This is a genomic window from Escherichia sp. E2562 (assembly GCF_005781075.1).
Classification (GTDB): domain Bacteria; phylum Pseudomonadota; class Gammaproteobacteria; order Enterobacterales; family Enterobacteriaceae; genus Escherichia.
In genome coordinates this window covers 22420-36396 of the sequence record NZ_VATM01000008.1, presented here as the reverse complement: position 1 = coordinate 36396, position 13977 = coordinate 22420, and the positions used below count along the sequence as shown (strand labels likewise).

Sequence of the window (13977 nt, the reverse complement as noted above, 5' to 3'; positions counted from 1 at the left end):
CATACCCCCCTATAGTATATTACGTGCAGATGATGAGGTGCGAAATGCCCAGTACTCCGGAAGAGAAGAAAAAGGTCCTTACTCGAGTTCGTCGTATTCGGGGGCAGATTGATGCTCTGGAACGGTCGCTGGAGGGTGATGCCGAATGCCGTGCCATACTCCAACAGATAGCCGCCGTTCGGGGCGCGGCTAACGGGCTGATGGCAGAAGTGCTTGAAAGCCATATCCGGGAAACGTTTGACCGAAATGACTGCTACAGCCGTGAAGTCAGCCAATCCGTTGACGACACTATTGAACTGGTTCGAGCCTATCTTAAATAGCTGAATCTATTACCATATTGAGGAAGAGCGAAAGATGAAATCACGTGCTGCCGTTGCATTTGCTCCCGGCAAACCGCTGGAAATCGTTGAAATTGACGTTGCACCACCGAAAAAAGGTGAAGTGCTGATCAAAGTTACCCATACCGGCGTTTGCCATACCGACGCATTTACCCTCTCCGGCGATGACCCGGAAGGTGTATTCCCGGTCGTTCTTGGTCACGAAGGGGCTGGCGTTGTGGTTGAAGTCGGTGAGGGCGTAACCAGCGTCAAACCTGGCGACCATGTGATCCCGCTTTATACCGCAGAGTGCGGCGAGTGTGAGTTCTGTCGTTCCGGCAAAACCAACCTCTGTGTCGCGGTTCGCGAAACCCAGGGCAAAGGCCTGATGCCAGACGGCACCACCCGTTTTTCTTACAACGGGCAGCCGCTTTATCACTACATGGGCTGTTCTACATTCAGTGAATACACCGTGGTCGCGGAAGTGTCTCTGGCCAAAATTAATCCAGAAGCAAACCATGAACACGTCTGCCTGCTGGGCTGTGGCGTGACCACCGGCATTGGCGCGGTGCATAATACCGCTAAAGTCCAGCCAGGTGATTCTGTTGCCGTGTTTGGTCTTGGCGCGATTGGTCTGGCTGTGGTTCAGGGCGCGCGTCAGGCGAAAGCGGGACGGATTATCGCTATTGATACGAACCCGAAGAAATTCGATCTGGCGCGTCGCTTCGGTGCCACCGACTGCATTAACCCGAATGACTACGACAAACCGATTAAAGATGTCCTGCTGGATATCAACAAATGGGGTATCGACCATACCTTTGAGTGCATCGGTAACGTCAATGTGATGCGTGCGGCGCTAGAAAGTGCGCACCGCGGCTGGGGTCAGTCGGTGATCATCGGGGTAGCAGGTTCTGGTCAGGAAATCTCCACCCGTCCATTCCAGTTGGTCACCGGTCGCGTATGGAAAGGTTCCGCGTTTGGCGGCGTGAAAGGTCGTTCCCAGTTACCGGGGATGGTTGAAGATGCAATGAAAGGTGATATCGACCTGGAACCGTTTGTGACGCATACCATGAGCCTGGATGAAATTAATGACGCCTTTGATCTGATGCATGAAGGCAAATCCATTCGAACCGTAATTCGTTACTGATTTCCCGCAGGTTTACCCCGTCCAGTTTAGACGAGGTTCTTAATACCGTCCCCGGGCAGCCGTCCGGGGAATTAACCATGAGATAATGGCTGATGGAACTCATTGAAAAACATGCCAGCTTTGGCGGCTGGCAAAATGTGTATCGGCATTATTCCCAATCACTGAATTGTGAAATGAATGTCGGCGTCTATCTCCCACCAAAAGCTGCGAGTGAAAAATTGCCGGTGCTTTACTGGCTTTCGGGCCTGACCTGCAACGAGCAGAATTTCATTACCAAATCGGGAATGCAGCGTTACGCGGCTGAACACAACATTATTGTTGTTGTGCCGGACACCAGTCCGCGAGGCAGTCATGTCGCAGATGCCGACCGTTACGATCTCGGGCAAGGTGCTGGGTTTTACCTGAACGCGACGCAAGCGCCGTGGAAAGAGCATTACAAAATGTATGACTATATCCGCAGCGAGCTGCCGGATTTAGTGATGCAACATTTTCCGGCAACGGCCAGAAAGTCTATCTCAGGTCATTCTATGGGCGGGCTGGGCGCGCTGGTACTGGCGCTGCGTAACCCAGATGAGTATGTCAGCGTCTCGGCGTTTTCGCCCATTGTTTCCCCTTCGCAAGTACCGTGGGGCCAGCAAGCCTTTGCCGCGTATCTTGGTGAAAATAAAGAAACCTGGTTGGATTACGATCCGGTGAGCCTTATTTCACAAGGTCAACGCGTTGCAGAAATAATGGTTGATCAGGGATTGAGTGATGATTTTTACGTGGAACAGCTGCGGACTCAAAATCTTGAAAAGGTCTGTCAGGAGATGAATATCAAGGCGTTAATCCGGTATCACGAAGGTTACGACCACAGCTATTATTTTGTCTCCAGTTTTATTGGCGAGCATATTGCGTACCACGCCAATAAATTGAATATGCGTTGAGCATCTGCGCACAACTGCCGGATGCGGCGTAAACGCCTTATCCGGCCTACATTTCGCCCGTAAACCGTAGGCCTGATAAGACGCGCAAAGCGTCGCATCAGGCATGGCGCACGCCTGCCGGATGCGGCGTAAACGCCTTATCCGGCCTACATTTCGCTCGTAAACCGTAGGCCTGATAAGACGCGCAAAGCGTCGCATCAGGCATCTGCGCACGACTGCCGGATGCGGCGCAAACGCCTTATCCGGCCCACATTTCGCTCGTAAACCGTAGGCCTGATAAGACGCGCAAAGCGTCGCATCAGGCATCTGCGCACGGCTTATCTATGTTTACCACATCAAATCATCAGGCACTTTGAAGTCGGCATACGGATCATCTTCATTCTGCTCTTCGGCGCTGAGTGCACTATGCAACACAATACTGCTGGCATCGCGCTGAGCAATTTTATCGGCAACGCTGGCGGGAATAATGGCGTATTCACCTTCGCTATTGTTATCGGCCAACAAGCGGGCAATCGCCAGACGACCATTAATCAACTGCGCTTGCGTGAGCTTATCGACAAAGATTTTCTTAATCAGATTACCATCGGTAAAGTTAAAACCAATATCGCCATTGGCAATGGTGATTCGGTTCATTTCAATAAGCTGCTTCACTTGGGCTTTATATTCTTTCGCCAACGCCGCTTGTTTTTGTTGCTCGCTAAGCTGTTTATCACGCTCAAGCTGTGCCTTTTTATTTTCTTCTACCGCCGCCCGAGCTTCACGCGCCTGAACGCGCGATTTTTTCGCCGTTCTCTCGACCTTCGCCGCTTTTTTGCTGGTGACTAATCCTGCTTTGAGCAACTGCTCTTGTAAGGTAAGTTTTGCCATCTTTGTTTCCAAACCCGCTGAATAATTTTTAGCGAGTATACCTGTAAACGCCGTAGGTGTATTGAGGGCAAGTCCCTTTCGCCCCTGCTTAATAAGGTGCGTCAGGCATCGGCGCACGGCTGCATTCGTGATCTCCGGCTCATCAAAATAAACACCGCCACCCCTGCAACAAGAATACCCGGCGCAGAAGCGGCCATTACCCCAACCGTGCCAGTGCCTAATGCCAGCATTTTCCCGGCCAGCAATGGGCCGCTCATAGCCCCCAGACGCCCAACCGCCACGGCTGTTCCCATACCTGTTGCGCGGATCTGCGAACTGTAAAACAACGGTGCCAGGGCATACAAAACGCTTTGCCCACCTGTCGCAAACAACCCCGCGACAAATCCCGCCAGCAACATACCGTTAAATGACGACACCGTTCCCAGCGCCAGCAGCGAAGCTAACATGCCGCTATAAATCAGTAGCGACATGGTTACTGGGCGCAGCTTATCCATCAATGCGCCCAACATTAACGTCCCGCTCGCCGCCCCCATTTGCAGTGCAAACATCACCCCTGCCGCCTGCGATGGCTGGAATCCTTGCTCCACCAAAAGCAGCGGCAGCCAGTTGATCAACATGTAGACCACCAGCAGAGTGAAGAAATAACACAACCACAGCAGCAGCGTCGCGGTGGCCGTTTCTGGCGCAAATAACGCACGCAGTGGTGGCGCAGCCTGTTTTTCGCCAGCGAAAACCGCCGACTCCGGCAGCCAGCGCATTAATAGCGGCACCAGAATCAACGGCACCACACCACCTACCCAAAACACCGTTTGCCAGGCTAAGTTTGCCCCCGCGAAACCCAGCGTCGCCGCCAGCGCCGCACCAATGGGAACACCGCAATACATCAGGCTCACAGCCGTCCCACGAAAACGTGGACCCGCGGCTTCAGACGTCAGGGCGATAAGATTCGGCAACGCTGCCCCCAGCCCGACACCGGTCATCAGCCGTGCAAAGACCAGTGAGGGGAAATCCCAGGCAATCGCCGTTGCCAGTGAGAACAAACCAAACAGCGCAACTGAGCCAATCAAAATGCGCTTGCGACCATAACGGTCCGCCAGCATTCCGCCAACCAACGCGCCGGGTAGCAAACCGAGTATTCCGGCGCTGAATATCCAACCCATTTGCATTTTATCGAGTGCGAAAGCCTGGGCGATGCCACCCGCCGCAATGCCAGCCGCCTGAAGATCCAGTCCTTCCATCAGAGCGACCAAAAAACAAAGCCCGATGGTCAGCATCAGGCGGGATGAAGATGATGAAGGGAGACGAGTCGACATAAGATGAACCTCGTTGTGAGTACAGGTGAATCGCGGCTGATACATTGCCAGCCGCGTAATCAGAACCATTTAATGACGGCCTGCGGGCGAAATGTAAGCCGGATAAGGCGTTCACGCCGCATCCGGCAGGCGTGCGCAGACGCCTGATGCGACGCTGGCGCGTCTTATCATGCCTGGGATGGGCATACAAAATGCACGTTCTCGGCAGTCATCATTATTTGTTGTTGCGCAGATCCAGCGCCACGTCGACGATCATATCCTCCTGGCCGCCAACCATCCGGCGTTTGCCCAGCTCAACGAGAATATCCACCGCGCTTAAGCCATAACGCGTCGCTGCCGTTTCACAGTGACGCAGGAAGCTGGAGTAAACACCAGCATACCCCAGCGCCAGCGTTTCGCGATCGACTCGTACCGGACGATCCTGCAACGGACGCACCAGGTCGTCAGCGGCATCCATTAACGCATAAAGATCGGTCCCATGCTGCCAGCCCAGTTTATCCGCGGCGGCAATAAACACTTCCAGCGGCGCGTTACCTGCACCCGCGCCCATCCCCGCGAGGCTGGCGTCGATTCGGTCACAGCCCTCTTCCACCGCCGCGATAGAGTTCGCCACGCCAAGACTCAGGTTATGGTGAGCGTGCATGCCGGTTTGCGTTTCTGGTTTCAGCACTGCTTTCAGGGCGCGGAAACGGTCGCGGATATCGCTCATGTTCATCGCACCGCCAGAATCCACCACATAAATACAGGTCGCACCGTAGCCTTCCATCAGCTTTGCCTGCTTCGCGAGATTTTCCGGCGTGGTCATATGGCTCATCATCAGAAAACCAACGGTGTCCATTCCGAGCTCGCGGGCATACTGAATATGCTGGGCGGAAACATCAGCTTCGGTACAGTGCGTAGCCACACGAACCACCCGCGCGCCAGCCTGCCAGGCATTTTTCAGATCGTGAATAGTGCCGATTCCTGGCAGCAACAACGTCGCGATTTTGGCGTGCTTCACCACATCCGCCGCCGCTTCAATCCATTCAAGGTCGCTATGTGCGCCGAAACCATAGTTAAAGCTGGAACCCTGCAAACCGTCGCCGTGGGCCACTTCAATCGAATCCACGCGGGCATCATCCAGTGCTTTGGCAATCTGGCGAACATTTTCCAGCGAATACTGATGACGAATGGCGTGCATACCGTCACGCAACGTGACGTCCGAGATATAAAGTTTTTTACCGTTCATGCCGCTTCTCCTGCCTTGCGCGCCAGTGACTGGGCCATTTTTTCCGCTGTCGCCAGCGCACTGGAAGTCATAATGTCGAGGTTGCCCGCATAGGCAGGCAGATAATGCGCTGCGCCTTCGACTTCCAGCCAGACCGCCGTTTTCAGCCCGGAGAACTGCCCCACGCCTGGCAAATTAACCGGTTTATCCTGCGGGATAACTTCAAACTGCACGCGCTGTTTCAGGCAATATCCCGGTACGTAAGCCTGCACCGCCTCAGCCATTTCATTGATTGAGGCTTCGATATCATCTTGTGAAGCTTCGTCGCTCAATACATACACCGTGTCACGCATCATCAACGGTGGCTCTGCTGGGTTAAGCACGATAATCGCCTTCCCTTTTGCCGCTCCGCCCACCACTTCAATGGCTCGCGAAGTGGTTTCCGTAAATTCATCGATATTGGCACGCGTGCCAGGTCCGGCAGATTTACTGGCGATAGAAGCGATAATTTCGGCGTAATGAACACGCGCCACGCGTGAAACCGCCGCCACCATTGGAATGGTGGCCTGGCCGCCGCAGGTGACCATGTTGACGTTCAGTTGATCGACGTTCGCCTCGAGGTTAACCACCGGCACGCAGTAAGGGCCGATGGCAGCAGGCGTCAGGTCGATTAAGCGAATATCCGGTTTCGCTTCGCGCAAAGCGGCATCGTTTTTCACATGCGCACCCGCGCTGGTCGCATCAAATACAATGTCGATATCAGCAAATTCAGGCATGTTCATCAGTCCGATCACCCCTTCATGGGTGGTGGCGACGCCCATACGTCTGGCACGCGCCAGACCGTCGGACTGAGGATCAATGCCGACCATCACCGCCATCTCCAGATGCTGACCGTGACGCAAAATTTTAATCATCAGATCGGTGCCAATGTTGCCAGAACCGATAATGGCGACTTTACGCTTACTCATGACAGACTTCCTTTTGGGGCTGCGCTTGAAAATGTCGCAGCAACTGAACCTATGCCTTCAATATGGGCTTCAAAACGATCGCCCGCATTCACCGCCACCATCGGACCTAATGCCCCGGTAAGAATGATATCTCCGGCGCGCAGCGGTTGACCCAGGCTGGCCATTTTGCGTGCCAGCCAGACAGCGGCATTAAGCGGATGTCCCAGGCATTCGCTGCCGCGCCCACTGGAAACCTCTTCGTTATTACGCGTCATCTTCATGGCGCAGTTTTTCAGGTCTAACCCCGCCGGACGTTGCGCCGGACCGCCGATGACATACACCCCGCAGGAGGCGTTATCTGCCACGGTATCGACAAACTGAATCGACCAGTCGCGAATGCGGCTACCCACCACTTCCAGCGCCGGAAGTACCCATTCAATGGCGTTATACAGTTCGTTAAACGTGGTATCGGTCGCGGGCAAATCGCGGTTCAAAACCAGTGCGATCTCCGCTTCAATGCGGGGTTGCAAGACGCGGGAAAAAGGAATGGTTTCATTATCGCCATAACACATATCGGCAAATAACGTCCCAAAATCCGGTTGATCAACGCCCAGTTGTTGTTGCACTTTCGGATGCGTCAGTCCCACTTTGCGCCCCACCACTCGCCGTCCCTGAGCGACGTCATGTTGCACATTGATGCGCTGAATGGCGTAGGCGGCTTTCGCGTTTTCAATACCAATCAGATCGCGCAGCGGCGCAATCGCTTCGCCCTGCTCTGCGGCGCGGCGTAAATCCGCCGCCAGTTGCTCAAGAGTATGCTTCGTCATGACCATTCCTTAAGGGCGCGCGAGGAAATTCAGCACCAGTTGATTGAAAGCGTCGGCATGTTCCCACTGCGCCCAGTGACCACAGTCGCGGAAGATATGCAGTTCAGAACCAGCAATGCCGGAAAGCAGACGCAGACCCGCATCCATCGGCACAAAACGGTCGTTGCGCCCCCAGACAATCAGGGTTTGTGCTTTGATTTCCGCCAGGCGTGGACCAAAATCCGGGAACTGTTTCGGATTGGCTTCCAGGCTCTTAACGAAGTTTTCCAGGTGATCGCGACGCGACAGCATATTATTCAGGCGCGCTTCAAACAGGGCGTCGGTCAAATCGCTGGTATCAAAAACGAAGATATCCATCATCAGCTTCAGGTTTTCGATAGTAGGCTGGCGATAAAGCTGATTCAGTCGCTTAATACCTTCGGTTGGCATTGGCGTAAACAAACTCATTCCGCCCGTACCGCCGCCCATCAGCACCAATTTGCCGACGCGCTCCGGCCAGTTAAGGGTGAACGCCACAGAACTGTGGCCGCCCATCGAGTTGCCCAGCAAGTGGATTTTGGCGATATCCAGTTGATCCACCACGCTTTTCAGGATTCGTGCATTAAGATCCGATCGCGAACCACTATTAACGATCGAATCGCTCTTACCCCAGCCCGGACAATCCAACAGGATCACTCGATAGCCCGCCTCTACCAGCGGATCGATATTGCGGCTGAAGTTCGCCCAGCCCGTAGCCCCCGGGCCGGAACCGTGCAGCAGGACAACGGTTTCGTCGCCTTGTCCGCAGTCATTAAAATGGATGCGCAGCGTTTTACCCGCTTCTTCTACATTCAGAAAACGGCTGGTGGCGGCTTCGGTTTGTGGCTGATAACTCATCATCTTCTCCTGCATATTCAGTTCTCTGTTCTGGCGCTTAACGAGCCAAATCCGGCAATCCACTCCGGGATTGGGCGGTAATAACGCCCTTCGCTACGCCAGTTGCCAAACGCAGAAATAGCGGCAAAAGCGGCGACCCAGGTTTTGATTTCATGTGTCGACTTTCCGGCAATGGCGGAAAGCTCTTCGTTACTGACGGCATCCAGTTCCTGTATGCGTCCCTGCTCCAGCAAAGTCATGAACTGGTTATCCCAAATCGGGTTGAGCGGATGCAGAGTTCTCTGATCCTCAACAAACTTCTCAGCGGCGCTAATCACCCGTTGCTGACGCAATTCACGCTCACTGGCGGGTAAATCTTTCCCGCTACCCAACAGACGGTCGCGCATATGGGCATCGGCTTTCGCCAGTTCTGGCACCGGCGGCTGATGGGAAAGTCCACCGGACCCAAGGAACAGCACGCGTTTATTGAGAGTGCTGGTGAAACGTCCAATGGCTTCACCCAACATGCGGGTACGCTGGAAACCGGGCAACGGCGTGGCGACACCGTTGATGAACACAGGCAGAACCGGCACTTTATCCAGCCCGCCAAGCAGGAACTCCAGCGGCTGGGCAAAACCGTGATCCACCTGCATACAGTAAGAAACGGCAAGATCGATCCCGCTCTTCATGACGGCATGCGCACAAGCCTCCGCCAGCTCCACAGGTACGGGCAGCTCTCCTGCCGCACTGCCGAAATCACCAATTGCCGTCGCCCCAACGCCTAAACAGAACGGCGGCATCACGTCATAGAAAAAACCGTTGTAGTGATCTGGCGCAAACAGCACCACCAGTTCAGGGGAGAAAGCCGCAATACGCTCGCGGGCGCTGGCAATCACACCATTGACCTCATCGAGCACCTCTTGCGCCGGGTCGACATACCCCACCAGCGGCGAGTGGGAAAGACAGTGAAGATAAGCGTGCATATCAGGCTACCTTTTCGACAGAAACGTCGGCATCAGGGCGGGTCAGCGTCATCACCGACGCCAGTTTATTCAGGGCCTTGCCCAGGGTTTGCGGAATGGCGATGGCGGCAACAAAGCGATCCGGGCGCATCACCACCAGCGAAGCATTATGTTGCGCAAACCAGCTACGCAGGCGACCTTGCGTATCGCCCACGCGTAGCACGCCGTCGTGATTATCCTGTGCGGTATGAATTTGCACTTCCGGCACCACCTGAATGAAGCGTGTGCCCAACGCACGCCACTGCTGGATTTGCTCGTTGCTCATTCCCCACAGTGGATTGCATCCCCAGCCAATTACCGCGAAGTTCGCGCCGATCGCGTTATCGAGCAGCGTCACGTCGCCGTTTTCCAGCGTGACTTTCGGCTGAATAAACATCTTGCCGACCGGAGAGTGCTTCGCTTCGCCCTCACGCACCAGCGCACCGGCGTAGTATTGCGGCATCGGCTTGAAGCGCATTTCGAGGAAGTAGCGTTTTACTGGCGGCAGATAATTCAGTAGCCAGGAAACGCCGTCACGTAACGTACCCTGCCAGCGTTTCGGCGGAGCCAGCACGTTGCCCGCGGTCACGGACAGGTCAATCATCGCTTTGGCGTGATCGCGACGTTCTTGTTGATAGGTATCGAGCAGCGCATCGCGGGCTTTCCCCTGGATAACCAACGCCAGTTTCCAGGCGAGGTTAAAGGCGTCGCGCATACCGCTGTTATAGCCCTGCCCCTGCCACACCGGCATGATGTGCGCGGCATCGCCCGCCAGCAGTACGCGATCGATACGAAAACGTTGCGCCAGTCGTGCGTTGTGGGTGTAGACACGCTGGCGAATCAATTCAACATTGTCTGGATTAGGCAGCACTTTGCTTAACAGCTTGCGCATATTTTGCGGCTCACGCAGCTGTTCCTCGGTTTCTCCCGGCATCACCATAAATTCAAAGCGACGAACCGCATGAGGCAGCGCGGCAGAAACATACGGGCGCACTGGATCGCAACACAAATAGATATGCGGCGTACTTAACGGATCGTTGGCGATATCTACCACAATCCACTGATTTGGCGCGGTTTTACCTTCAAACGGCACATTCAGGGTGCGACGGACAAAACTTGCCCCACCATCACAGGCCACCAGCCATTGGGCTTTGACCGTTTCCCGCTGCCCTTCTGCCGTTTTCAGGTGCAAGGTCACTTCGTCATCTTGCTGGCTGAAGGCCTCCAGCTCGCGGGAAAACAAGCAGCGTACATTCGGAAAACGCGACAACCCTTCCAGCATCACCGCATCGACCTGCGGCTGAATAAAGGCGTTACGGCGCGGCCAGCCAAATTCATCGGTCATTGGCTGAATATCAGCAAAACAGCGGCCTTTTGGGGTGAGAAAACGCATCGCATGCCACGGCGTAGTGTGCGGCAGAACATTATCGACCAGGCCAACCGACTGCATGGTGCGCAGCGCCTCGTCATCAATACCAATCGCACGCGGGTAGTCGATCAACTTATCGAGTTTCTCCACCACCAGCACGTCAATGCCCATCTGGCCGAGATAGTTCGCCATCATCAGCCCGACCGGACCGGCACCAGCGATCGCCACCTGAACGCTATGGTTAACAGCAGGCTGGATGTCAGGGTGTTGTATTGCCATTTCAGTACCTCACGACTCGGACAAAATGCCGTTGCGCGCACAGTACAGCGCAACTTATTTTGTTAAAAACATGTAAATGATTTTTTATTGTTCGCTCAGTATAGGAAGGGTGTTTTCGGCTACAATCAAAACATGCCCGAATGTGCACCAGGTGCACAACGTTGTTTTAACTATAGAAATGTCAATTAATATGCAGAACGATGAGCAGACGGAATACAAAACCGTGCGCGGATTAACCCGCGGTCTAATGTTATTAAATATGTTAAATAAACTTGACGGCGGTGCCAGCGTCGGGCTGCTGGCGGAACTCAGCGGTCTGCATCGCACCACTGTGCGGCGACTGCTGGAGACGTTACTGGAAGAGGGATATGTCCGGCGCAGTACCTCCGATGACAGTTTTCGTCTGACCATCAAAGTGCGGCAATTAAGCGAAGGGTTTCGTGACGAACAGTGGATTTCTGCGCTGGCGGCCCCGCTGCTGGGCGATCTATTGCGCGAAGTGGTGTGGCCGACAGATGTTTCCACGCTGGATGTTGATGCAATGGTGGTACGCGAAACCACTCACCGTTTCAGTCGATTATCCTTTCACCGGGCAATGGTCGGGCGGCGTTTACCGCTCCTGAAAACCGCCTCGGGCCTGACCTGGCTGGCCTTTTGCCCGGAACAAGAACGCCAGGCATTAATCGAAATGTTAGCCGCCCGCCCCGGTGATGACTATCAACTGGCACGGGAACCGTTAAAGCTGGAAGCCATTCTGGCGCGTGCACGCAAAGAAGGTTACGGACAGAACTACCGCGGCTGGGATCAGGAGGAGAAGATCGCCTCCATTGCCGTACCGCTGCGCAGTGAACAACGGGTGATTGGCTGTTTGAATCTGGTGTATATGGCCAGTGCGATGACCATTGAACAGGCGGCAGAAAAACATCTTCCGGCGCTGCAACGGGTAGCAAAACAGATTGAAGAAGGGGTGGAATCGCAGGCTATTCTGGTGGCCGGACGGCGAAGTGGCGTGCATTTGCGCTAGCGACGTCAATGTGTAATTTGGCCCATTCTCATCGTTATTCGCCCATTTGCCCACATGCACAGTACGGGCTGCACGCTACGCTAATGACATCAATACTGTGATGTGGAGCAAATCATGAAAATTACTCAAATTCGTAATGCCACTCAAATTATCCAATACGCTGGCAAAACATTTCTTATCGACCCGTTACTCGCGCCTAAAGGAAGTTATCCGGGTTTTGCCGGAACTGCACGCGCAGAAATCCGCAATCCAACGGTAGAATTACCGTGCGATTTAACAACGTTACTCAACGTTGACGCCCTAATCGTGACTCATTTGCATGAAGATCACTGGGACGAAACAGCCTCCCGCGTCGTCCCCAAAGATAAACTGATTTATGTGCAAAATGAGCAAGATGCTGAATCACTGCATAAACAAGGATTTACGCATCTTACCGTACTTACCGACGAGACTAAATTTGGTGATATAACTATGCATAAAACGACAGGGCAGCACGGCTCCGATCGCACCTATGCCGACCCGGCTATGGCGAAGCGTTTAGGCGCAGCCTGCGGCGTTGTTTTCCAGCACCCGACAGAGAAAACGCTCTATCTGGCTGGCGATACCCTCTGGCGTGACGACGTCGAGGCTACAATGCTAACTTTCCAACCAGAAGTGGTTGTGTTGAATGCCGGATTTGCGCATGTTCTGGGGCATGGCGCGATAATTATGGGAGCAGAAGATATTCTCAAAGCACATTTTACCCTGCCAGAAGCGCAAATTGTCGCGACACATATGGAGGCCGTAAACCACTGTTTGCTGACGCGTGATGCGCTCAAGGAATACGCCAGAGATAATCAAATTATCGAATTTGTGAACGTACCAGAAGATGGTGAAACGTTGACATTCTAATTCGGAGATAAAGAGTGTTATGCGCCCGCTAACTGTTGCCATTATCGCCGTTGCCGGTTTTAGCCCTTTTCACCTTTCCGTACCGTTTATCGTGTTTAGCGAAAAAATGGCGGAGAAAAAACGCTTTCACGTAATTATCTGCGCTGAAAATCTGGGAAACGTGGACTCTGCCGATGGGTTTTCCGTAACTGCCACCCATGACTATACCGCAGTCATCCAGGCGGATATTGTGATAATTCCTTACTGGGGAACAATTACACAAAAACCGCCACAAAAGCTGCTGGAAGCCTTAACGACCGCACGGGATAACGGGGCACAGATTGTCGGGCTTTGCCTGGGCACGTTTGTGCTCGGCTATGCAGGTTTACTGAACAATAAGCGTGCTGCCACGCACTGGGAGTTCGAGCGTGAATTTCAGGCACGTTTTCCACAAACATATCTGGATATTAACGCGTTGTATGTAGACGATGACGGTATTATTACCTCTGCCGGTACTGCCGCGGCGCTGGATTGCTGTTTGTATATTGTTCGGCAACATTTTGGCAGCGACTATGCTAACCATATTGCCCGACGGATGGTCGTACCGCCATATCGCACCGGCGGTCAGGCGCAGTTTATAGAGCAACCGGTGCCGAAAAATACCCATGATGAACGCATTAACCTCCTGCTGGATTACCTGCGGCAAAACATTGCGCAACAGCATGATCTCGACTCGCTGGCGCAGCGAGTAATGATGAGTCGCCGCACGCTAACCCGTCATTTTATGAAAGCGACCGGTTCGAGTATCGCCGAATGGCTCATCACTGAACGCTTACGCCGTAGCCAGGAACTGTTGGAAACCAGTCAGTTGCCCGTTGAGAGGATAGCGGCTGAGGTGGGTTTTCTCTCACCTGTGACCTGGCGTCAGCATTTTAAATCTCACTTCGGCGTCAGCCCCGCCGAATGGCGAAAAACCTTCCGTGGTATGGCATGATAGCAATCGGAAGAAAGTGAATTCAGGGTGGTGA

14 protein-coding genes are annotated in these 13977 nt (G+C 53.9%); 6 read left to right on the top strand and 8 right to left on the bottom strand.

What is annotated here, in order from left to right; translation table 11 throughout:
• Positions 1-44 precede the first annotated feature (44 nt).
• From frmR to fghA, 3 genes are all read left to right on the top strand, one after another.
• Positions 45-320, top strand: a complete 276-nt coding sequence (gene frmR / locus FEK43_RS13310; protein WP_001141271.1) for a formaldehyde-responsive transcriptional repressor FrmR — start codon at positions 45-47, stop codon at positions 318-320.
• 34 nt (positions 321-354) lie between these two features.
• On the top strand, positions 355-1464 hold the full coding sequence (gene frmA / locus FEK43_RS13305; RefSeq protein WP_000842102.1) for an S-(hydroxymethyl)glutathione dehydrogenase: 1110 nt from the start codon (positions 355-357) through the stop codon (positions 1462-1464).
• A gap of 92 nt (positions 1465-1556) precedes the next feature.
• Positions 1557-2390 carry an S-formylglutathione hydrolase gene (fghA, locus tag FEK43_RS13300; protein ID WP_135406136.1) on the top strand — a complete coding sequence of 278 codons (834 nt, stop codon included), beginning with the start codon at positions 1557-1559 and terminating at the stop codon, positions 2388-2390.
• Positions 2391-2717: 327 nt separating this feature from the next.
• On the opposite strand, the gene FEK43_RS13295 is transcribed toward fghA, so the two are convergent.
• The 8 genes from FEK43_RS13295 to FEK43_RS13260 all read right to left on the bottom strand — a co-directional run bounded on the left by FEK43_RS13295 (position 2718) and on the right by FEK43_RS13260 (position 11055).
• The gene (locus FEK43_RS13295) at positions 2718-3257 is read right to left on the bottom strand and encodes a DUF2058 domain-containing protein (protein WP_130206149.1); all 540 of its coding nucleotides are present in this window, start codon (positions 3255-3257) and stop codon (positions 2718-2720) included.
• 101 nt (positions 3258-3358) lie between these two features.
• Positions 3359-4570 carry a 3-(3-hydroxy-phenyl)propionate transporter MhpT gene (mhpT, locus tag FEK43_RS13290; protein WP_135406135.1) on the bottom strand — a complete coding sequence of 404 codons (1212 nt, stop codon included), beginning with the start codon at positions 4568-4570 and terminating at the stop codon, positions 3359-3361.
• Positions 4571-4784: 214 nt separating this feature from the next.
• On the bottom strand, positions 4785-5798 hold the full coding sequence (gene mhpE, locus FEK43_RS13285; RefSeq protein WP_135406128.1) for a 4-hydroxy-2-oxovalerate aldolase: 1014 nt from the start codon (positions 5796-5798) through the stop codon (positions 4785-4787).
• Positions 5795-6745, bottom strand: a complete 951-nt coding sequence (mhpF, locus tag FEK43_RS13280; RefSeq protein WP_097491581.1) for an acetaldehyde dehydrogenase — start codon at positions 6743-6745, stop codon at positions 5795-5797. The genes mhpE and mhpF overlap by 4 nt, the downstream gene beginning before the upstream one ends.
• Positions 6742-7551 carry a 2-keto-4-pentenoate hydratase gene (gene mhpD, locus FEK43_RS13275; RefSeq protein WP_130206145.1) on the bottom strand — a complete coding sequence of 270 codons (810 nt, stop codon included), beginning with the start codon at positions 7549-7551 and terminating at the stop codon, positions 6742-6744. The genes mhpF and mhpD overlap by 4 nt, the downstream gene beginning before the upstream one ends.
• 9 nt (positions 7552-7560) lie before the next feature.
• A complete protein-coding gene (gene mhpC / locus FEK43_RS13270; RefSeq protein ID WP_000121898.1) occupies positions 7561-8427 on the bottom strand; it encodes a 2-hydroxy-6-oxonona-2,4-dienedioate hydrolase in 867 nt (288 codons plus the stop codon).
• Positions 8428-8444: 17 nt separating this feature from the next.
• The gene (gene mhpB, locus FEK43_RS13265; protein WP_000543457.1) at positions 8445-9389 is read right to left on the bottom strand and encodes a 2,3-dihydroxyphenylpropionate/2,3-dihydroxicinnamic acid 1,2-dioxygenase; all 945 of its coding nucleotides are present in this window, start codon (positions 9387-9389) and stop codon (positions 8445-8447) included.
• 1 nt (position 9390) lies between these two features.
• The gene (locus tag FEK43_RS13260; RefSeq protein WP_135406127.1) at positions 9391-11055 is read right to left on the bottom strand and encodes a bifunctional 3-(3-hydroxy-phenyl)propionate/3-hydroxycinnamic acid hydroxylase; all 1665 of its coding nucleotides are present in this window, start codon (positions 11053-11055) and stop codon (positions 9391-9393) included.
• A 190-nt stretch (positions 11056-11245) separates the two neighbouring features.
• On the opposite strand from FEK43_RS13260, the gene FEK43_RS13255 reads away from it, so the two are divergent.
• The 3 genes from FEK43_RS13255 to FEK43_RS13245 all read left to right on the top strand — a co-directional run bounded on the left by FEK43_RS13255 (position 11246) and on the right by FEK43_RS13245 (position 13943).
• Positions 11246-12079 (top strand): DNA-binding transcriptional regulator, encoded by an 834-nt coding sequence (locus FEK43_RS13255; RefSeq protein ID WP_214251108.1) that lies wholly within the window; start codon positions 11246-11248, stop codon positions 12077-12079.
• 114 nt (positions 12080-12193) lie between these two features.
• Positions 12194-12970, top strand: coding sequence for an MBL fold metallo-hydrolase (locus tag FEK43_RS13250; RefSeq protein WP_135406125.1), 777 nt, complete (start codon positions 12194-12196; stop codon positions 12968-12970).
• A 19-nt stretch (positions 12971-12989) separates the two neighbouring features.
• The gene (locus tag FEK43_RS13245; protein WP_135406124.1) at positions 12990-13943 is read left to right on the top strand and encodes a GlxA family transcriptional regulator; all 954 of its coding nucleotides are present in this window, start codon (positions 12990-12992) and stop codon (positions 13941-13943) included.
• The last annotated feature ends 34 nt before the right edge of the window (positions 13944-13977 follow it).

Bases quoted from the DNA above. Each gene is read 5' to 3' on its own strand.
- frmR (WP_001141271.1), top strand. From the start codon at position 45: ATGCCCAGTACTCCGGAAGAGAAGAAAAAGGTCCTTACTCGAGTTCGT.
- frmA (WP_000842102.1), top strand. From the start codon at position 355: ATGAAATCACGTGCTGCCGTTGCATTTGCTCCCGGCAAACCGCTGGAA.
- fghA (WP_135406136.1), top strand. From the start codon at position 1,557: ATGGAACTCATTGAAAAACATGCCAGCTTTGGCGGCTGGCAAAATGTG.
- FEK43_RS13295 (WP_130206149.1), bottom strand. From the start codon at position 3,257: ATGGCAAAACTTACCTTACAAGAGCAGTTGCTCAAAGCAGGATTAGTC.
- mhpT (WP_135406135.1), bottom strand. From the start codon at position 4,570: ATGTCGACTCGTCTCCCTTCATCATCTTCATCCCGCCTGATGCTGACC.
- mhpE (WP_135406128.1), bottom strand. From the start codon at position 5,798: ATGAACGGTAAAAAACTTTATATCTCGGACGTCACGTTGCGTGACGGT.
- mhpF (WP_097491581.1), bottom strand. From the start codon at position 6,745: ATGAGTAAGCGTAAAGTCGCCATTATCGGTTCTGGCAACATTGGCACC.
- mhpD (WP_130206145.1), bottom strand. From the start codon at position 7,551: ATGACGAAGCATACTCTTGAGCAACTGGCGGCGGATTTACGCCGCGCC.
- mhpC (WP_000121898.1), bottom strand. From the start codon at position 8,427: ATGAGTTATCAGCCACAAACCGAAGCCGCCACCAGCCGTTTTCTGAAT.
- mhpB (WP_000543457.1), bottom strand. From the start codon at position 9,389: ATGCACGCTTATCTTCACTGTCTTTCCCACTCGCCGCTGGTGGGGTAT.
- FEK43_RS13260 (WP_135406127.1), bottom strand. From the start codon at position 11,055: ATGGCAATACAACACCCTGACATCCAGCCTGCTGTTAACCATAGCGTT.
- FEK43_RS13255 (WP_214251108.1), top strand. From the start codon at position 11,246: ATGCAGAACGATGAGCAGACGGAATACAAAACCGTGCGCGGATTAACC.
- FEK43_RS13250 (WP_135406125.1), top strand. From the start codon at position 12,194: ATGAAAATTACTCAAATTCGTAATGCCACTCAAATTATCCAATACGCT.
- FEK43_RS13245 (WP_135406124.1), top strand. From the start codon at position 12,990: ATGCGCCCGCTAACTGTTGCCATTATCGCCGTTGCCGGTTTTAGCCCT.